An 18,791-nucleotide genomic window follows, 5' to 3' on the forward strand; every position below is an offset into this window, starting at 1 on the left:
ATGACGCCATCTGCACCATCAACAGAGACGCCGCGCGTTAATAAGGCGACAGTAGAGACCTTATTGCCCGAATTGACGGCACTGCGCCGCCAGATTCACCAGCACCCGGAAATCGGTTTTGAAGAGTGGCAAACCGCTCGCTTGATTGCGAGCACCTTAACCGAATGGGGCATTGAGGTTACCACCGATATCGGCGGGACCGGCGTTGTCGCCACGCTAAAAGGGCGTTATCCCGGCACGGGCAGTCTCGGCCTACGTGCCGATATGGATGCACTCTATATCCATGAACAAACCGGGCTGCCTTATGCGTCTGCGCACGCCGGCAAGATGCACGCCTGCGGCCACGATGGCCATGTGGCTATGCTGCTGGGTGCGGCGCGTTACCTGTCGCTGCATCCCGACTTCGCAGGCACCGTACACTTTATTTTTCAACCGGCAGAAGAGGGGTTGGGCGGCGCACCGGCCATGCTCAACGATGGGTTGTTGGAACGCTTCCCCTGCGATGCCCTTTACGGTTTGCACAACAAACCGGGCGTCCCTCTCGGCACGTTTGCGCTGCGCGCCGGGCCGATGCTGTGCGCCAGCGATACCTGGCAGGTAGTGTTTCGCGGCACGGGGGGACACGGTGGATCGGGCGCACACCTGTCTATCGACCCTACGCTGCCCGCGGCGCAGTTTATCAGCGCGTTGCAGACCATCGTCAGCCGTAACGTGCCGGCCATGGAGTCCGCCGTGTTGAGTATCGGTCACATTCAGGCGGGTGATGCCAATGCGCCGAACGTCATTCCCGACACGGTGCGTATCAAAGGCACGGGACGAAGCTATTCGCCCGTAATTCGTGAACTGCTGGCTTCCCGCCTTGAAACGTTGGCACAGCATTGTGCCCAGGGTTACGGCGCGCGCGCGGAAGTCACTTATGACTATCAATATCCGGTGCTGGTGAACGATGCCGACGCCACCGACCGTGCGATCCGCGCCGCGCATACGGTCGCCAGCGTGAACCCGAACATGACACCGCTACTGGGCGCAGAGGATTTCGCCTACATGCTGGAACAGCGCCCTGGCGCATTCATGATGGTCGGTAACGGCGATACTTCTGCGCTACACACGCCACACTACGACTTTAACGATGACCTGATTCCTGTCGGCGTCCAGTATTGGGCCGCGCTGGTGTATCAGGAGCTGAAAAGCGCCTGAATCAAGGATACTGCCATGACCACAGCGACAAGAGAGAAACAACCGGAAATCCGTCAGCGCATCCTGCAAGAGGCGATTGCGCGTTTTGCCCATAAAGGCTCTGAGTTGACCACTATCCGTGAAATTACTCAGGCCACGCAGGTGAATCTGGCCTCGGTAAACTATTACTTCGGCTCCAAGGATGGCCTGCTGCACGCGGTGCTGGACGCCGTGTTGGGCCCGCTGAGCGAGGCGCGCGCGCAGTTGTTGGATGCCGCCGAAGCCCGCTACGGCGATCGCCCCATTCCGATAGACGCGCTGTTGGATGCGCTGTTGCGCCCATTGGTACAAACCGCCAAAACGCCCGATGGTGGTCGCATTGTGGTGCGGCTGTTGCAACACTTGCGCGCCACACCGGAACACAGCGTCACGTCATTGCTTTCCGCCCAGTTCGACCATGTAGCACATCGGTTTATTGATGCACTTTCGCGCACCTTGCCACATCTGGCGCGTGCGGAAGTGATTTGGCGTTATGAATTTGCCCGCGGTGCCGCCATGCATGTGCTGACCGATGCCGATCCTCGTTCGGGCAGATTGGCTTTACTGTCACAAGGGCTGTGCGATAACCGTGACGACGAACAGGTGCTGGCGCATTTGCTCACCTTCGTCAGCACCGGTTTCTGCGCGCCTTCCCATAACGATATCTCTCACATTCATCGCATGGAAACGCCGTCACACGCGTCGTCCGTGCCGTTTTTCACACCGTCAGGAAATAATGCAGGCTGAAAACCATGAGTAAACCAAAAATTGAAGGCTCCTTTGTAGCGCTGATTACCCCGTTCAACGAGGATGGCAGCGTCGATTTCGGCGCATTTGAGACGCTGTTGCAGTTCCAGGCTGAAAACGGCACCTCCGCCGTGCTGATCATGGGATCAACCGGTGAAGTCTCGATGCTGTCAGCGGAAGAACGTAAGGCCATTATTCACCGCACGGCGCAATTCCGTCAGGGCGACATGAAGATTTTCTTCGGTTGCACCGGCAATAACACTGACACCACCATCGATTATGTTCGCTATGCGCAAGACAACGGCGCAGACGGCGCGATCATCGCAGCACCGGCCTATATCTGTGCACCGGAAAGCGATATCGAAAGTTACTTCCTTGAAGTGGCGGATGCCACCGATTTGCCGCTCGGCATCTACAACAACCCACCGCGCGTGAAGTCCGATCTGCACTGGACATCACTGCTGCGTATCTTCAAGCACCCGAACTATGTGGTACATAAAGAATCCACCACCCGCGTGGGGCAGGTAGCGCAAGTACTGGCAGGCAACCCGGACGTTTCGGTTATGTGCTGCGACTCCCCGAATCTGGGACTGGTGGTTCCGACCATGTCACTCGGTGGACACGGCACCGCCAACATGACGGGCAACATTGCGCCGGCAGAGCTGGCAGAAATCTCACGCCCGTGGAAAAACGGCGACGACGCTGCACGCTTCCGCACCGCTTACCAGCACTTGCTGCCGCTGTTGCACTACACCTATTCGGCCATCAACCCGGTGGCGGTAAAATCGCTGATGAAAGCCATCGGCTTGCCGGCGGGCAGCCTGCGTCGACCGCTGCGTGACCTGCAAGGCGATGCGTTACAAAACGGTATTCGTATCGTCAACGAACTGGGCCTGAGCAAGAAGTACGGTTTTAAAGGTTGATAAATTAGCTGTTCATAAAAAAGCCGCCTGAATAATCAGGCGGCTTTTATTTTATCACCACATGCTTCATCAGAAGCTGTATTGAACCCCGACACGGTAGCGGGTTTGACGGTTATCCGTGATACCTGATGATTCAGGAACATTCCCCACCGCCACGAAAGGACGCCAGTTTTTATCCCATTTATAACTCAACTTCACATCATGGCCGAAAGAGTAATTGTCATTATCGGATAGTTTTATTCTTGCCGCGTTGGCTTTTTGATAATCCAATTCATATTCAAGCGTATAATCTTTGAGGAAGTTATAAGCAATCACTGATGTCAGGTTATAGCCATTTTCCGAAGTTTTACTCGACGTGCCAATATTATTGCTGTTGCGTTTATAATAAGGGCGATAACGCAGCGACACCGACAGATCGTTGGTAATATTCGCCTTACCGCGCAGGTATGGACGATAATTATTGTAGTTAGAGGTGGAATCTAACGAAAAGCCCGGCTCCAACGAGAAGGTTTTATTGAAGTTATACAGATAGCTGGCGACAACTTCCGTGCCGTTGCTGACGCTTTCGTTAAACGGTTTGTTTGGCGTCTTATCATTGGTGTGTTGCCCCCAACGCGCTTCCACTGACAGGCCAAAACCTTGCTCAAAACGATGAGAAAACAGCAAACGATCTTTATGGTCACCGTTTGAAGTATCTTTGAATTCGTGACGATAATCGATGGTCGCCGCAAGCGTATTGAGCGTAACCAACGAAGTGATTGCCAGCGTGATTAATTTTAATTTCATGGTATTTCCCCGAGAATCAAATTGCATTACTGCTATTATGATGACGTCAACAACTTCACAGACGAAGGGAGTCCCTTCCGCGATAAATGACGGCGTATCAAATTGATGCGCCTGAGGAGTGTAACAATAAGTTCATTTTTGCAAACAAAGTTATATTTATTACCTTATCCAGAATATGGCATAAGCATTAATAATAAAATAAACCGTTGCTCAATAAAAATGCCGGGAAAGATATTCTTTCCCGGCATCAGTAAGGAATGCGTTAACGCGCGGCGCTTTGCATTATTAAAGGCGCAGTGCTGAAGGGAGACGCTGCATTATTTTTCAGCACCCAGACGCGGCCATAGTGGTTGTAATACCCGGCGGCATGACCTGCCTCGTGCCCGATCCCCTGATAGATGTCAAAATGCTGGCCCTTGATGGCACCGCCAACGTCAAGCGCTACCATCATGCGCATCTCGTAGCGGCCGGTAAACTTCCCTTCGTTGTTGAGTAACGGAACTTCTGCCAGCAAAGCCGTGCCCGGCGGGATCAGCGAACGATCGGACGCCACAGAGGCTTTGGCAATCAACGGTACGGCGCTTGCGCCCTTCACTGGCGCAGATGACATCGGTTTAAAGAAAACGAAGGAAGGATTCTGCTCCAGCAGTTCACGCACGTCATATTCGGAGTGCGTCTCGCCCCAGTGGCGGATCGCCTGCATCGACATCTCTTCTTTAGGCACTTCGCCTCTGTCGATCAGCACTTTACCAATACTGCGATAGGCGTGCCCGTTCTTGCCGCCATAGGCAAAGAAGGTCAGCGGTCGGCCATCACCAAAATCGATATACCCGCTGCCCTGCACTTCCATCAAGAAATTGTCCATCAGCGAGTTGGTCCAGGCGAGGACATTGCGTTCGCCCAGCGCACCAGCATAAATGCCCGCCCGATCGGGTAAGCGACGACTCTTTTTGTTGGGGGCAGGCATACCATAAAGAGGATGGCGGAATTCACCCTGACGGGTGTAACGCGCCTGCACTACCGGCGTGTAGTACCCGGTAAACTGCACGTTGCCAAAATTGTCCACGCCCTCCATTTGCCAGGCATTAAGGCCAAACTGACTCAGATTGCGCGTGTCGGCACCAGCCTGCATCCAACGTTGAATGGCCTGAAAGATGTCCTGATTGCGGGCATACAGCGCGGGGGAGGCGTTCTTGATCTCAGTCACCTGATTAACAAAGTCGCCTGCATTCACCGGCTTACCGGTGGCGTTGGGTTCATTAACGAGCGCAAGTGGCTGCTCAAGCCGCCCATCTTTATACTGCTGCCCACGGTCAGTCGGTCTGGACTGACACCCGGCCAGAATAGCAATCACTACTCCGGTCAGCACATACTTACCCCAACATCCTCTCATTTCTCTTACGCTCTCATTACAGCATGGCAAATCAGTGAGCGCACAATAACAAACACATTTCCATATGAAAACGTATTGAATTCCAAAACAGCCTCAAATCGAACAAAAAACAAACAATTAGCAGATAAAACCGACATACATGTTGGGAAGATCCTCTTTTTTTCAAATAGAGGTTGCATACCCTCCTATGGAGTGTATAGTGCGCTTCCACGGACGCGGGGTGGAGCAGCCTGGTAGCTCGTCGGGCTCATAACCCGAAGGTCGTCGGTTCAAATCCGGCCCCCGCAACCAATATCGCGCTACGGCATGATATAAAGTAAGAAAAAAGTGTAATACGGACGCGGGGTGGAGCAGCCTGGTAGCTCGTCGGGCTCATAACCCGAAGGTCGTCGGTTCAAATCCGGCCCCCGCAACCAATATCATGCTACGGCATGACATAAAGTTAGAGAAGTGTAAGACGGACGCGGGGTGGAGCAGCCTGGTAGCTCGTCGGGCTCATAACCCGAAGGTCGTCGGTTCAAATCCGGCCCCCGCAACCAACTTCTTGAATCAAGAAGCTTACCAACAATAAACACCCTGACGGGTGTTTTTTTGTTTTTGTCCTGTCAATACCGCAAGCGCCTCACTTACGGTTTCCCACGCTGGCAAAGTACGCCTTAATCCCTGCCAGAATAGATTCCGCAATTTGCTGCTGAAAGTGGCTGGTGCGCAATTTACGCTCCTCTTCCAGATTGCTGATAAACGCCGTTTCTACCAGAATAGAGGGAATATCGGGCGCTTTTAACACCGCAAACCCGGCCTGATCGACCTTGTTCTTGTGCAGCTTGTTCACTCTGCCGAGTCGTTTGAGGATTTCGCCGCCAAATTTCAGGCTATCGCTGATGGTGGCGGTCTGCACCAGATCAAACAGCGTATGGTCGAGATAGCGATCGCCACTCATGCCCACGCCGCCAATCAGATCCGATTCGTTTTGCGTTTCCGCCAAAAAGCGCGCTGCGGTGCTGGTTGCACCTTTCTTCGACAGCGCAAACACCGAAGAACCGCGCGCCGCACGGTTGGTGAAGGCATCCGCATGAATCGAAACAAACAGATCGGCGCGCTGCTTACGCGCTTTCGCCACCCGCACGCGCAGCGGAATAAACACATCTTCATTGCGCGTCATGTACGCCTTCATATTGGGTTCGCGTTCAATCAGACTGCGTAGCCGCCGCGCAATCTGCAACACAATATCTTTCTCACGCGTGCGATTTTTACCGATGGCTCCAGGATCTTCGCCGCCGTGACCGGGATCGAGCATGATAACCAACGGACGATCGCGCCCCGCTTTGCCCGCCAACGGCGCTTCCGACGGTAATTTACTCTCCAGATCGCCCTTGTTGTAATCCTCCAGCAGCGCCAGCAGCGGATCTTCCGCATTGTCATAGCGCCCAACCGCAGGATAGAGATCCAACACCAATCGGTGTTTAAACTCAGCGATGGGATCGAGGGTAAAGACTTTCGGGTTAGTGGCTTGCTTCAGCTCTAACACCAGCCGCACGGTTTTGGGATCAAACTGCCCAATGCGGGCTTCTTTGATCAACGGATCGTCAGACTGAAACTGCTGTGACACCGTTTTCAACACGCTGTTGAGTTGGATATCGTCGATATCCACGACCAGCCGGTCGGGGTTGGTTAGCATAAACTGCTTGTATTTTAGCGTGCGGTTAGACTCTAGGGTGACGCGGGTATAGGCTGAAGAAGGCCAGACGCGAACGGCGATCACCTGGGCGTCAGCGGCCCATCCAGCGCCGCTGACGCTCAATAACCAGGTTGCCGCCGCGCCTTGCAGGAGACGGCGGCGAGTCTGATTGTGATTCGAATAAGACATGCCACTCCAATTCGTTATGCTGTGAGTATTGTGGTGCTGTAGTTAATGTGATGCTGTAGTTATGGTTGTGCTGTCGCAAGCAGGCACTGGCGAAAGTGCTCAAACGGTAATATCAGGCAGAAAAAACGCCGACAAACAGACAATCCGCCGCGATAATACGCGAAAAAGATGAAGTCAGTGTTAACGGAGTGAAAACTTTAACGAATCTTCCTGCCTCTGTCATGTAAAAATCATCATGTCGGCGTATAACCACCGGAGAGAACAAGCCCGTCATTCAGGGCAAGAATCTGCCCGCCACAGGAAAGGTCGTAATAACGTTGAACACGACCGAATTGTGAGACTTACTCCTTGCCTTTTCGTTCAATTAGAATAAAAATACATAAATTACGAATAAAAATTCACTCAGAGAGGCTCGCAGTGAAGGAACGCAGTACAGAACTGGTCCAAGGCTTCCGCCATTCGGTTCCTTATATCAACGCGCATCGCGGCAAAACCTTTGTCATCATGCTGGGCGGTGAGGCGATTGAACATGAAAACTTCGCCAACATCGTCAACGATATTGGTCTGCTGCATAGCCTCGGCATCAAGCTGGTAGTGGTTTATGGCGCCCGCCCGCAAATTGATGCCAGCCTGACCACACACCATTTCGAGCCGCGTTATCATAAGCATACCCGTGTCACCGACAGCAACACGCTGGATCTGGTGAAACAGGCCGCAGGCATGCTGCAACTGGATATCACCGCGCGCCTTTCCATGAGTTTGAATAATACGCCGCTACAGGGCGCGCACATCAACGTGGTGAGCGGCAACTTTATTATCGCCCAGCCGTTGGGGGTGGATGATGGCGTGGACTACTGCCACAGCGGTCGCATCCGGCGTATCGATGAAGCGGCGATACATCGCCAGCTAGACAGTGGTGCCATTGTGCTGCTCGGCCCGGTTGCCGTCTCTGTCACGGGCGAGAGTTTCAATCTGACGTCTGAAGAAGTGGCTACCCAGTTGGCCATCAAGCTGAAGGCCGAGAAAATGATCGGCTTCTGTTCGTCTCAAGGGGTTACCACGCAGGATGGCACCATCATTTCTGAATTGTTCCCCGACGACGCCCAGCGCTGCATTGAAGAGCGTGAAGCCGATGGCGATTACAACTCGGGGACGGTGCGTTTCTTGCGCGGTGCGGTGCGCGCGTGCCGCAGCGGCGTGCGCCGTAGTCACCTGATCAGCTATCAGGAAGACGGGGTGCTGGTGCAAGAACTGTTCTCGCGCGACGGTATCGGTACGCAGATCGTCATGGAGAGCGCGGAGCAAGTGCGTCGTGCCACCATCAACGATATTGGCGGCATTCTCGAACTGATCCGCCCGCTGGAACAGCAGGGGATACTGGTGCGCCGCTCGCGCGAACAGTTGGAAATGGAGATCGACAAGTTTACCGTGGTGGTCCGCGATAACCTGACCATCGCCTGTGCCGCGCTGTATCCGTTCCCTGAAGAGAGCATCGGAGAAATGGCCTGCGTCGCGGTACATCCTGATTACCGCAGTTCCTCGCGCGGAGACATGTTGCTGCAACGCGTTGCGGCACAGGCGCGTCAACAGGGGCTGAAGAAACTGTTCGTCCTCACCACGCACAGCATCCATTGGTTCCAGGAGCGCGGCTTTCAGCCCGCCGAAGTGGAGATGCTGCCCAAACGCAAACAGGAGCTGTATAACTACCAGCGCCGTTCAAAGATCCTGGTGATCGACCTGTAGTTCTTGCGCACCACGACGCCGGTATGCAACCCTGTGTACCGGCACTGCCATTATCTCCCCACCCTGAGCAATCGCGCAGAGACTTATCGCGCCTCAGCGCGTAGAATGCTCGCGTTATGCACGTCACTGCCCGGCCACGACAGCGGCCATACAGGACAGTAACACCGGTACAGGAATACCATGATCAAAGCACTCTTTATGCTGCTCGGCATGGGGCTGATGTTTCAGGCCGCTTGCGCCACGCCGCTGCACATTGACGAAGTCACTGTTAAAACAGGCCACTACTACGTTGGTCCGGTTTTTGGTCAGCACGCCTACGCCGAGCACGCCAACACCTCACTCACCGCTTATAACATCATGACCACCGCTGTCACCTATCGCTTTTATCACACTTTGCTGACATGGGCGACGGAGCAAGGCTACATGATTGAAGGCGGATGCAACGGCGCACACTTCGAAGATTGCCTTGCGCCCGAACAAGACGGCGGCACACATCCTGTCACCAATGTCTCCTGGTGGGATGCCGTTATATTTGCCAATGCGTTGAGTGCTCGACAGGGATTAACGCCCTACTATCTGACTAACGATGGGCAGCCGCTTAAACAACAACCTGAGCCAGACGCAGAACACACCATTCGCACCGATCCTGATGCGTCAGGCTACCGTTTGCCGTCACGCGATGAATGGGAAGTGGCGGCCAGAGGCGGTGCACCCGGTTTGGCGAATCATACCTATGGCTTCTTTTATGCTGGCAGTAACGCGCCAGAGAGCGTGGCACATTTCGCCTCTCAGGAAGCCACCACCTTCGGCACTCGCCCCGTCGCATCAAAACGTCCTAATGCCCTCGGGCTGTATGACATGAGCGGAAATGTGTCTCAGTGGCTTAACGATACCGTTGCGGTTGAAGGCGGTAAAACGCTCTACCTGTTCTGCGGCGGAAGCTATATGACACAAGGCAACCTGCGCAGCGGGTGTGATGCACATACGCCGGGTTTTATGATGTCGGATATCGGTTTTCGTCTGGTAAGGACACTGCATGCACCTTAAATACGCGTTGTTCCTCTTGTTATCCTGGGTTGCACTGTTTCCAGACAACCTCTGGGCACAACCCACAAACAGTGACTATCAGCGGGCTTTACGTGACTATTTTGCCGCAGAGCCTCCGCACTGCCTCGGCGTAAAGCAATGGCCGGTATATAGCCACGCCCAGGATGCCCCCTGGATTACCGGACGCATGCAGGCACTGGTAGATGCGGGATTAGCATTGGAGACACGTCAGGGAGAGAACATTGTTTATCAGTTAACGCCGGAGGCCGAGCACGCGTGGCGCACCGCAGGCGATCTCTGCTTTGGGCGCATGGAACTTGACAGCGTCATCGCTATTGAGCCGGTCGCACAGGGGATGAGTGCGGTCTATTTCACCTACCGCTTAACCCAACTGGCACCTTGGGCCAGCAATGCCTCGCTGCGTTTTGCATTTAGCGAAGCGGATAACCTGATCGCAGGCAGCACCAAAACGCGCTATTCCGCCACGTTTCGCATCACCAAGCAGGGAAAGTTGATGCTTCACAGCCCCCCGATTCCGGTAGAGCTGGATTTCTAGCGTTTCAGGTACCGGAAAGGATACGTGTTTCCAGCCCGCTAAAGCGACGCGTTGGTGTTCTCACCGCGCGACACAAGATGTTTATCTCCGCGTAGAGCGACAATTGCGTGCGCGCACGAGTAACCGCGGTGTATACCAACTCGCGCGTCAACACCGGCAAAAAGCCGTTCGGCAACACCAGTGCGGTATGATCGAACTCCGATCCTTGAGATTTGTGCACGGTCATGGCGTAAGCGGTTTCATGCGGCGGCAAGCGACTCGGGCTGACCGGCTTCATCTGACCATCCGGCAGTTGGAAATAAACGCGCAACTCCCCTGCCTCATTCGGCATGGCAATCCCGATATCGCCGTTAAACACGCCAAGCAGCGCATCGTTACGTGCAATCATGACCGGACGCCCGGAATACCAGGGATTCGCCGGATTACGGCCGCGATGAATCAGCCCAGCCTGTTGCAGCGCCTGCTCAATACGCACGTTTAATCCGGCGACGCCAAACGGCCCATCACGCAGCGCGCACAATAAGCGAAAACGGTTAAATGCAGCCAGCACCGGTGCGGCCTCCTGCCCCTGCGCAACCGCCTGCAAATAGTCACGATACCCCGCCACACACTGCGCCAACATCTGCTGGTAATCCGCTTCCTGCTCCAGCGGCAGGCAGTGTAAATCGTCACGTTCATCCTGCAACACCAGCCGGACCTGACGTTCATCGCCAGCGTTTACCGCTCGCGCCACGATGCCAATGCCGGAGTGCTGATCGAACCGGTAACTCTTTTGCAGCAGGCACAAACTGTCTGCCACCGCAGGGCTCACGTCGGATGACGCCACCAGCCGGTAGCCCGTCAGTTGTTCGAGTTCCTCAACGCGTTGAGTACTATAGCCCCGCGCGGCAAAACGGCAGATATCGCCCAGTACCGCCCCGGCTTCAACGGAGGCCAACTGATCGCGATCGCCCAGGAAAATCACCTGCGCTGTCGCAGGCAGTGCCAATACCAGGTTTGCCATCATCGGCAGATCCACCATCGAGGCTTCATCCACCACCAGCACATCCAAATGGAGCGGATTGCCCTGGTGATAACGCAAGCGTTGACTGTCAGGTACCGCCCCTAACAGGCGGTGCAGCGTGGTCGCTTCCCGCGGCAAATGACGCTGCTGTGCCTCCTCCAGCAGCAGTTTGCTTAACGCACTGCGCAATGACTCCGTCAAACGCGCCGCCGCTTTTCCTGTCGGGGCCGCCAGTTGAATGCGTAACGGCTTATCCCCTTGATGCAGCAACAGCATGGCGGCCAGCAGTTTAGCTACCGTCGTGGTTTTTCCCGTGCCCGGCCCGCCGGAAATCACCGATACCCGACGCGTAAGCGCTACGGCAGCAGCCACTTTTTGCCAATCCACCTCGGCGTCAAGCGGCGAAAACAAGCGGTCTAACACACGACGCACGGCAAGGGGATCAGGTTGAATATCAACAACATGGCTCTCGGTAAAAAAGGCCGCCACCTGCACTTCACTCAGCCAATTGCGTTGCAGATAAAGCCGTTGGTGTTGCAACACCAGCGGCGTTGTCTCATGTCCATCGCTCACGGCGGGCGAAGCCAGCAGGATTTGCTGCCACGCCTTACTATCCGGCAGCCCAGCGAGCTCCCACAGCGCACGCGCCAGTGCAGGATCGCGTCCATCAAACAGGGTTTCAGGGTGCAATTCCGCCAAAGGCAAACAGACGTTGCCCGCACCCGCCGCTGCGCTCACTAACGCCGCCGCCAGTTGCACCGGCGCAGGCTGCCCATCGGTCAGCATCCGCGCAAACTGTACATCCAGAGGGCGCAGCAGTTGGCGTTCCATAGCCGTCGCCAGCAAGTCCATCATTGGCGTTCTCCTGACAGAGCCACTTCACCGCTGAACAAGCTGTCGAGGTGTTCGACAAATTCTCGCGGCAGGCGCTGGGTGAAAATACCATTCGTGGGAAGTACCGGGTCGACACCGCGCAAAAACAGGTAGATCGCGCCACCGATGTGGCGGTCGTAGTCATAATCCGGCACCCGATGGCGCAAATAGCGATGCAGAGCCAGCGTGTACAGTTGGTACTGCAAATCATAACGGTGCGCCATCATTGCTGCTTGCATGGCAGACTGCGTGTAGGCACTGGCGTTTTCTCCCAGCCAGTTGGACTTATAATCCAGCAGGTAGTAACGGCCCTGCCAGCAAAACACCAGATCGATAAAGCCTTTCAGCATTCCCTGCACCTGCTGAAAGGAGAGCGGTGGGCACTGTGCTGACAGCGGATCGTAGCGTTTCACCAGAGCGTCCAGCGCGGTTGCCTGTAGCGGAGCATCTATCGGCAGATAAAAAGCCAGCTCGGCGATACGTTGCTGCGCGGGCACGCTTGCCAACGTCAACGGGGCATCCGAGGCGGGCATATCCGCATTGAGCGGCGCATGCAGCAAGGCCGAAAACCACACCTGCAAGGTGGGTGCCCACCCGCTTGCCATGCCATGTGCTATCAACTGCGCTTCCAGCCAGTCAACGCTGACGGGTTGGCTAAAATCCAAGGTTTCAAACAGACTATGCAAAAAGGTTCCCGGCCCCGCGCCTTTGGGGAAGCTGTGCGGGGTGAGCGCTTGCTCACTCTCTTCGGGTGCAAGGTTGCGCGGGTCCAACGCGGCATCAACGTCCAGGCGGGGAAACAGCTCTTGTGCCATTGCCGCACCCAGTTGTAGAGGATGTTGTTGCGAGCCATGCTGTTGTAAACCCGAATAGCTGGTCACTCGCCAGTTATTGGTAAGCAGGCGCTCACACTCACTGGCGCGCAGCACTGCTGGCGTGTCCGCAGTGTCTTGCCAGGGAATGCCATCCCATTCGCGTACGGCGTTTACCGCAACGCCATCACCCGCCCCTGCCAGCGTATGCAGTGCCGCGACCAGGGTATCCGCATCTGCCTCCTTGCCGCGTTGCAGCAAATAGCCGAGCGCATTGAGGTGCATGTCTGTCGTTTCACTTTTGCGCCGGGTGCGCTGTAGCGGTGCCACCCCCACGCTACAGTGATAAATCGAGCGCGTCAGCGCCACGTACAGCAGCCGTAAATCTTCCGCCAGCCGCTCTTCCTCAGCCAACTGCTGGCTTTCTTCCCCCTTATTGACGTCGAGCAACGCTTGAAAGGTGCGCCTGTCATGGTAGATACCATCAGACTGAGGACGAAAGTGACAAATAAACGGTAGCCAGACCAGCGGATATTCCAGTCCTTTGGATTTATGGATGGTGACAATTTGCACCAGATGGCGATCGCTCTCTAAACGCAATTGCTGGTTTTCGGCCTGCGGATTGGGCTGCAAAATCTGCTGCGCCAGCCAGCGCACCAACGCATGCTCGCTTTCCAGCGTGGCTCCAGCGTGTTGCAGCAGTTCGCCCAGATGCAAGAAATCGGTTAACCGACGTTCACCTTCACGGCTAGCCAGTAGATTTTCCGCCAAACGGTAATGCGACATCAGTGAGCGCAGCATTGGGAGCACGCCACGCCGCTGCCAAAGATCGCGAAACGCGGCAAAGGTATCGACCTGCGCATCCCAATCCGCCTCGCTCTGGTTTAGCGCATCAATCTGCTGCGCGCTGAATCCCAGTAAGGAGGTCGCCAGCGCGCTGCGCAACGTGCGTTCCTGTTCGGGCGCCAGCACGGCCTGCAACAGCCACAGCACCTCACGCGCTTCCGGTGTGGTGAAAACGCTGTCTCGGTTGGAGAGATAGACGGAGGGAATGGCAAGACGGCGCAACGCATCGCGCACCAACGCTGCTTCATGGCGGCTACGCACCAGGACACAAATATCCGATGCCTGCACCGGAGAGCGCACGCGGCCATTATCCAGCCAGGCGGTATGGCGTTGACCCGCTTGCAGCCAATCGCGAATTTGCATGGCACACTGCTGCGCCATCAGTTGCTGATACTCGCCGGTGCCCAACGCCGTCGAACCCGACAGACAAAATTGCAGTGCGGGCTGCGACACGCCGTCCATCTCGAAACGCAGCCCCTGTTTACCCGGAGCAGGCTTAACCGGCAAAAAAGGGATCGCCGAAAAAATAAACGGATTGTCGACGCATTGAAACAGGCGATTGACACCGCTGACCATCTCATGGGAAGAGCGCCAGTTGGTTTCCAGCGTGTAGTGCGCCTTAACATCGGCACGCGCCCGCATGTAAGTGAAAATATCCGCGCCACGGAAGGCATAGATAGCTTGTTTCGGGTCACCGATCAACAGCATGCCGCTGTCGGGTTGTTCACCGTAGATGGCGCGGAAAATACGATACTGCTGCGGATCGGTATCCTGAAACTCATCGATCATTGCCACCGGATGGCGCTGACGTATCGCGGCCGCCAGTTGCTCACCCAGCGGCTGGCACAGCGCCTCATCCAGACGGCTCAGCAGGTCGTCAAATCCCAAGGCAGCGCGGCGCAATTTCTCGCGGCGTACCGTCGCGCGAATATCATGCAACGCCCGATCGATAACAATATCGCGCAGTGACAGCGGTGTGGTAAGCAGCGTTTCGATAGCCGAAAACACCGGAAGCACGGGTGGCGCGCCCTTCTTGGTTTTCTCGTTCAACGTGGATTGAGCGAACCGTTCCAGCGCTTTTGGCAACGCATAGTCGGTGGTTTGCGCGTCGGCCCAAAAGCTAACGTTTTCTACCCAGCCCGGTAGATAACGGTTACTGTAGCTGCGCTTGTCCACATCCGATTCAAGAATGCACGTCTCCACCTGCGCTGCCACCTGTCGCCACTGCTGCTTGATGTCATCAATGCGCGCCAGAATCTGCTGATGACGTTGTAACAGCGTCTCATCCGGTGCGGGAGGATTATGCAGTTGTGGCGCTTCGCCCTGTAAATAGGGGGCAAGCTCGCGCTGTAACGCATCCGGCCCACTCCAGAGTTGACCAATAACGCTAACCACATCAAACGGCAAGGGATAACAATAACGCCGCCAGAAATCGGCGCAGGCCTGCCGGGTAAGAAGCTGTTCATCTTCGATCAATTCCTGATCGAAGAGCGACCCGGACTCGAAGGCATGGCTCCCGAGCATGCGCTGACAAAAGCCGTGGATAGTGTAGATGGCAGCTTCATCCATTTGCCGCTCGGCATTGAGCAACCACTCAGCAGCCAGTTGTTTATCCGGCAGTTGCGCCAGCAGCGCCGAAAAAAGCGCATCTTTACTGTCACCAGACAGGCAAGCCAGACGCAACGCATGGATGTTAGCGCGAATACGATCGCGCAGTTCCTCAGTGGCCGCCTCGGTAAAGGTCACCACCAGGATCTCTTCCACCAACAGGGGTTTAGGATACGCCGCCTCGCCGCCCAGCCCTAATAACAGGCGTAGATAGAGCCCCGCCAGCGTATAGGTTTTACCCGTACCGGCGGAGGCTTCTATCAACCGCTCACCAAACAGGGGGAGCGTAAGCACATCAAGCGTACGCGGCGTATCCTCACTCATGGAGCGACCTTCTCAACTACATTTTTTTTCTCAACCGCCGAGACTTTTTCGGCAGACAACACGCCGCTACGCGGTTTTTCAATCACGCGCTGTTTCACCGGCAGCGTCTGTTGCAGCGTTGAGGCATTGGGGTAAAGCGTCCAGCCTTTCGGCGCAGCGTAGTCAGCCTTATCGTGGTGGCTGCCCGAAATTTGCGACAACACCGCCAGCCCCTGTGGTGCCAGAGCTTGTTCGAAGAAACGAGCAAGTTGCTCTACCGTCAGCGGTTTAAGCGCCTCAATCAGTTTTTCACGGGTGTTGAAGGCAAAGTTTTCGCGATCGAGATCGTTACGCAACCGGCCAACCTCTTCGTTCATCGTTTGTGGACGCTGGCTCAGTTCGGTAATCAACGCCTGTTTGTACTGTTCAAACTCATCGGCTTTGATGGCACGCAGGCGCGGCTTGGCCTTCTGGAAGAAATCCAGATAACGCTGATACAGGTAAGCAGGCTGTTGGCTGTTACTTTGCAGCAAGAACCCGATACCGAACTGGCGGCCAACAATGGTCGGGAAGGAGAACACCGCATAACCGAGCTGCTCTTCCGTTCTCAGTTGGTTATAGAACCACGGCTGAATGATCTGATTGAGTAGCGAACTGTACGCCATGCCCTGCACTTCACCGTAACCGGTGGGAATATACACCGCAGCCAATGCAGAATCAGTGCTGCTCCCCGTACGTTGCAGGTTGGCAAGCTGAGTACGCGCGACTTCCACATTCGGGGAACGCCACCAGATTTGCCCTGAACAGGCCAGACGCGCTTTGATATCCTGCGCCAGTTTGGTTATCTGGCCTTCGGTGAGGTTACCGACGGCCAGCATTTCCGGTGCGGCATCACGCAGCAACGCGTCACGGAAGGCCATGACATCGTCCAGCGAAATATCCTTAAGCAGAGCACGCCGCTCTTCTCGCTCGGTGTAAGGTAAGGAAGAGATCGCCTGGACAGGCTCCAGTGCCTGCTCATACGCTTTGGCATTTTCAGCGGCGTCCAACTGCTGAATATACCAGGATTTCGCCTGTTCCAACTGTGCAGGGGTCGCCGTATAGCTTGCATACCCTTCGACCAGCGCCAGCATCAACTTGGGCAAATGTTGCGTGTAGCCATTGGCGTTGATGGTGAGCCCATCGTTCCCACGGGTAGAGAAGCTGATGCCTCCCACCGAGGCTTGATAGCTCAACTCATCCAGCGCCAAACCTGCCAGATAGTCATTAAGCTGAAACATCACCTGATGGCGTGCCGTATCCTGCGCCATCGGGTTACGCAGCAACACCGTGACGTTAGCTTTCGGTTCATCGGCAAAATAGCGGCTCGGCATGTAAAGCACACGCAACCCCGGTTGCTGTAGCACCATTTTGGGGTAGTTCTGCACTTCACCGCGCTTGATCAGCGAAAAATCAGTCGGGATATACGGGTTTGGCGTCGGCAGCGTGAGCGCCATTTTCTCACCCAGCGTTTGCCAGCGGGTAAACTGCGCCGGGGCTATTTTGTCCACCTGATACGGCGCATTGACAAAATACGCCTCTTTGTTGTGCGGCGCATCGGGGCTTATCAGCCAGATACGCGCACGTTCCGGTGTCATGCTGGCCAAACGTTGCTTAATCGCATCAGGATCAAAGCGATCGGCCAGATAGGCGGCATCCAGCGTATGTTCCACCGGCACGCGCATCATGGTATCCACCAGCCATTCGATATAGCCCATGTCACGCTTAACAGACTGATAGCGGAAATCGAGCGCCATCACGCGGGAGATTTCATCAAAATAACGCTGCTGGATCCCTTCCTGCTGCAACAATTGCAGATAATGGAAAATGGCAGCCACTACCACGTCATACTGCTCAAGCCCTTTATCGGTCAGGGTAACAGAGATGTTAAACAGGCCACCGTTACGATCAACAATGGGGTCAGCGCCTGCGCCCAAAGACTCGATCAATCCTTGCTTTTGCAGCCAGTCCGACAAGGTATTTTGGCTGCGATTGCCAATCAAATAGCTGATATAGGTGTTGGTTTGGCTGCGGAATGCCTGACTGGTAGGGTCGGTCTGTTCCATGACATCGCCGCGAAATTCAATACGCAGTTGCTTGCGCGGCTGCGCTGGCACGTAATGAATCATGATACCGCGCTGATCGTCCGTCACTGACGGTGCTGTGATGGCAGGCACCTTGGCCTGACGGTTGGCGATGCGCCCGAAAGTCTCTACCGCCATTTTCGCCAATTCCGGCAAGGGTTGGTTGCTGTAGATCACCCCTTTCATCAGGTTAGCCGAGTAGTAACGCTGATAGAACGCCAGCAGTTCATCATGCAGCTTGCTGCCGGGCTTGTCCTTAAGGGTTTCCAGGTTCCCGCCGGAAAAACGTGATGCCGGGTGCGCCGGATTTAGCGTTTCCGCGCCCACCTGTACCATGCGGTGTCCGTCGCGCGAGCGCGCCATGGTCAGTTCAGCATTGACTGCATTGCGTTCGCGATCCGCATTAACCGGATCGAGCAGCGGCTCGGCAATGGCATCCGCCAGACGATCGAGCGCAGGCTGTAATGCCGCATTTTCGACTTCCAGATAATAGGCAGTACGGTACGGTGCAGTACTCGCATTGTGGCTACCACCGTGTTTTTTCAGGAATTCGGCCAACGCATCCGCCTGCGGATAGCGTTTGGAACCCATCAGTACCATGTGTTCCAGATAGTGGGCCAGCCCCAACTGGCTGTTGGGATCGTCGAGTGAACCGATAGGCAGCGCCAGCGATGCCAACGAACGGGTCGCCTGAGGATCGGACACCAACAATACCGTCATGCCGTTATCTAACGTGATCGCCTGATAATTACGCGGATCGTTTTCTCCCTTGCGAATAACCTGCTCCAAAGGACGCCACCCTGCGGTTTGCGCCCACGCTGAGGACACACCGCTCAGCAGCAACATCATCATGCCGATACAACAGGCAAACTGTTTACGCCATTCTCTCTTCATTACCGTCCTTTCTCTCACGTCAATCTCGTCGTTCTTGATTCACTGCCATCAC

12 protein-coding genes and 3 tRNA genes are annotated in these 18,791 nt (G+C 55.4%); 9 read left to right on the forward strand and 6 right to left on the reverse strand.

The annotated features are described in order from the left end of the window. Genes J5067_RS10010 through J5067_RS10020 form a run of 3 tightly spaced genes read left to right on the forward strand, consistent with a single transcriptional unit; the run spans position 1 to position 2,885 of the window. Positions 1 to 1,197: a M20 aminoacylase family protein gene (locus tag J5067_RS10010; protein WP_264644789.1), complete on the forward strand. Its 1,197-nt coding sequence runs from the start codon at positions 1 to 3 to the stop codon at positions 1,195 to 1,197. Between the two features lie 15 nt (positions 1,198 to 1,212). Then, positions 1,213 to 1,962 carry a TetR/AcrR family transcriptional regulator gene (locus J5067_RS10015; protein WP_264644788.1) on the forward strand — a complete coding sequence of 250 codons (750 nt, stop codon included), beginning with the start codon at positions 1,213 to 1,215 and terminating at the stop codon, positions 1,960 to 1,962. A 5-nt stretch (positions 1,963 to 1,967) separates the two neighbouring features. Beyond that, positions 1,968 to 2,885, forward strand: a complete 918-nt coding sequence (locus J5067_RS10020; protein ID WP_264644787.1) for a 4-hydroxy-tetrahydrodipicolinate synthase — start codon at positions 1,968 to 1,970, stop codon at positions 2,883 to 2,885. Positions 2,886 to 2,954: 69 nt separating this feature from the next. On the opposite strand, the gene J5067_RS10025 is transcribed toward J5067_RS10020, so the two are convergent. Together J5067_RS10025 and mltA are read right to left on the reverse strand one after the other, a co-directional pair. Next, positions 2,955 to 3,671 (reverse strand): oligogalacturonate-specific porin KdgM family protein, encoded by a 717-nt coding sequence (locus J5067_RS10025; RefSeq protein WP_264644786.1) that lies wholly within the window; start codon positions 3,669 to 3,671, stop codon positions 2,955 to 2,957. A 262-nt stretch (positions 3,672 to 3,933) separates the two neighbouring features. Further along, complete coding sequence (gene mltA, locus J5067_RS10030) at positions 3,934 to 5,064, reverse strand: murein transglycosylase A (RefSeq protein WP_264651026.1); 1,131 nt, start codon at positions 5,062 to 5,064, stop codon at positions 3,934 to 3,936. 214 nt (positions 5,065 to 5,278) lie between these two features. Here mltA and J5067_RS10035 point away from each other — a divergent pair. The 3 genes from J5067_RS10035 (at position 5,279) to J5067_RS10045 (ending at position 5,603) form a co-directional block, all read left to right on the forward strand. Then, positions 5,279 to 5,355, forward strand: a tRNA-Met gene (locus J5067_RS10035). A 48-nt stretch (positions 5,356 to 5,403) separates the two neighbouring features. Beyond that, positions 5,404 to 5,480: transfer RNA gene (locus J5067_RS10040), tRNA-Met, on the forward strand. A gap of 46 nt (positions 5,481 to 5,526) precedes the next feature. Then, a tRNA-Met gene (locus tag J5067_RS10045) sits at positions 5,527 to 5,603 on the forward strand. A gap of 83 nt (positions 5,604 to 5,686) precedes the next feature. Here the strand turns inward: J5067_RS10045 and amiC are convergent. Next, positions 5,687 to 6,931: an N-acetylmuramoyl-L-alanine amidase AmiC gene (gene amiC / locus J5067_RS10050; RefSeq protein WP_264651027.1), complete on the reverse strand. Its 1,245-nt coding sequence runs from the start codon at positions 6,929 to 6,931 to the stop codon at positions 5,687 to 5,689. A gap of 417 nt (positions 6,932 to 7,348) precedes the next feature. Between amiC and argA the strand changes: the two genes are divergently transcribed. From argA to J5067_RS10065, 3 genes are all read left to right on the forward strand, one after another. Then, positions 7,349 to 8,674, forward strand: coding sequence for an amino-acid N-acetyltransferase (gene argA / locus J5067_RS10055; protein ID WP_222158421.1), 1,326 nt, complete (start codon positions 7,349 to 7,351; stop codon positions 8,672 to 8,674). A 180-nt stretch (positions 8,675 to 8,854) separates the two neighbouring features. Further along, the gene (locus tag J5067_RS10060; RefSeq protein ID WP_264651028.1) at positions 8,855 to 9,721 is read left to right on the forward strand and encodes a formylglycine-generating enzyme family protein; all 867 of its coding nucleotides are present in this window, start codon (positions 8,855 to 8,857) and stop codon (positions 9,719 to 9,721) included. Beyond that, positions 9,711 to 10,277: a carbapenem biosynthesis protein CpmH gene (locus J5067_RS10065; protein ID WP_264644355.1), complete on the forward strand. Its 567-nt coding sequence runs from the start codon at positions 9,711 to 9,713 to the stop codon at positions 10,275 to 10,277. Before J5067_RS10060 ends, J5067_RS10065 begins: the two co-directional genes overlap by 11 nt. Positions 10,278 to 10,281: 4 nt before the next feature. On the opposite strand, the gene recD is transcribed toward J5067_RS10065, so the two are convergent. Genes recD through ptrA form a run of 3 tightly spaced genes read right to left on the reverse strand, consistent with a single transcriptional unit; the run spans position 10,282 to position 18,739 of the window. Then, a complete protein-coding gene (gene recD, locus J5067_RS10070; protein WP_264651029.1) occupies positions 10,282 to 12,135 on the reverse strand; it encodes an exodeoxyribonuclease V subunit alpha in 1,854 nt (617 codons plus the stop codon). Next, positions 12,132 to 15,743 carry an exodeoxyribonuclease V subunit beta gene (gene recB / locus J5067_RS10075; RefSeq protein WP_264651030.1) on the reverse strand — a complete coding sequence of 1,204 codons (3,612 nt, stop codon included), beginning with the start codon at positions 15,741 to 15,743 and terminating at the stop codon, positions 12,132 to 12,134. Before recB ends, recD begins: the two co-directional genes overlap by 4 nt. After that, positions 15,740 to 18,739, reverse strand: coding sequence for a pitrilysin (ptrA, locus tag J5067_RS10080; RefSeq protein ID WP_264651031.1), 3,000 nt, complete (start codon positions 18,737 to 18,739; stop codon positions 15,740 to 15,742). Before ptrA ends, recB begins: the two co-directional genes overlap by 4 nt. Positions 18,740 to 18,791: the final 52 nt, after the last annotated feature.

Source organism: Candidatus Symbiopectobacterium sp. NZEC151 (assembly GCF_025962655.1).
Classification (GTDB): domain Bacteria; phylum Pseudomonadota; class Gammaproteobacteria; order Enterobacterales; family Enterobacteriaceae; genus Symbiopectobacterium.

Excerpts from the sequence above, each read along its gene's own strand:
- J5067_RS10010 (WP_264644789.1), top strand. The coding sequence starts at position 1 with ATGACGCCATCTGCACCATCAACAGAGACGCCGCGCGTTAATAAGGCG.
- J5067_RS10015 (WP_264644788.1), top strand. The coding sequence starts at position 1,213 with ATGACCACAGCGACAAGAGAGAAACAACCGGAAATCCGTCAGCGCATC.
- J5067_RS10020 (WP_264644787.1), top strand. The coding sequence starts at position 1,968 with ATGAGTAAACCAAAAATTGAAGGCTCCTTTGTAGCGCTGATTACCCCG.
- J5067_RS10025 (WP_264644786.1), bottom strand. The coding sequence starts at position 3,671 with ATGAAATTAAAATTAATCACGCTGGCAATCACTTCGTTGGTTACGCTC.
- mltA (WP_264651026.1), bottom strand. The coding sequence starts at position 5,064 with ATGAGAGGATGTTGGGGTAAGTATGTGCTGACCGGAGTAGTGATTGCT.
- amiC (WP_264651027.1), bottom strand. The coding sequence starts at position 6,931 with ATGTCTTATTCGAATCACAATCAGACTCGCCGCCGTCTCCTGCAAGGC.
- J5067_RS10060 (WP_264651028.1), top strand. The coding sequence starts at position 8,855 with ATGATCAAAGCACTCTTTATGCTGCTCGGCATGGGGCTGATGTTTCAG.
- J5067_RS10065 (WP_264644355.1), top strand. The coding sequence starts at position 9,711 with ATGCACCTTAAATACGCGTTGTTCCTCTTGTTATCCTGGGTTGCACTG.
- recD (WP_264651029.1), bottom strand. The coding sequence starts at position 12,135 with ATGATGGACTTGCTGGCGACGGCTATGGAACGCCAACTGCTGCGCCCT.
- recB (WP_264651030.1), bottom strand. The coding sequence starts at position 15,743 with ATGAGTGAGGATACGCCGCGTACGCTTGATGTGCTTACGCTCCCCCTG.
- ptrA (WP_264651031.1), bottom strand. The coding sequence starts at position 18,739 with ATGAAGAGAGAATGGCGTAAACAGTTTGCCTGTTGTATCGGCATGATG.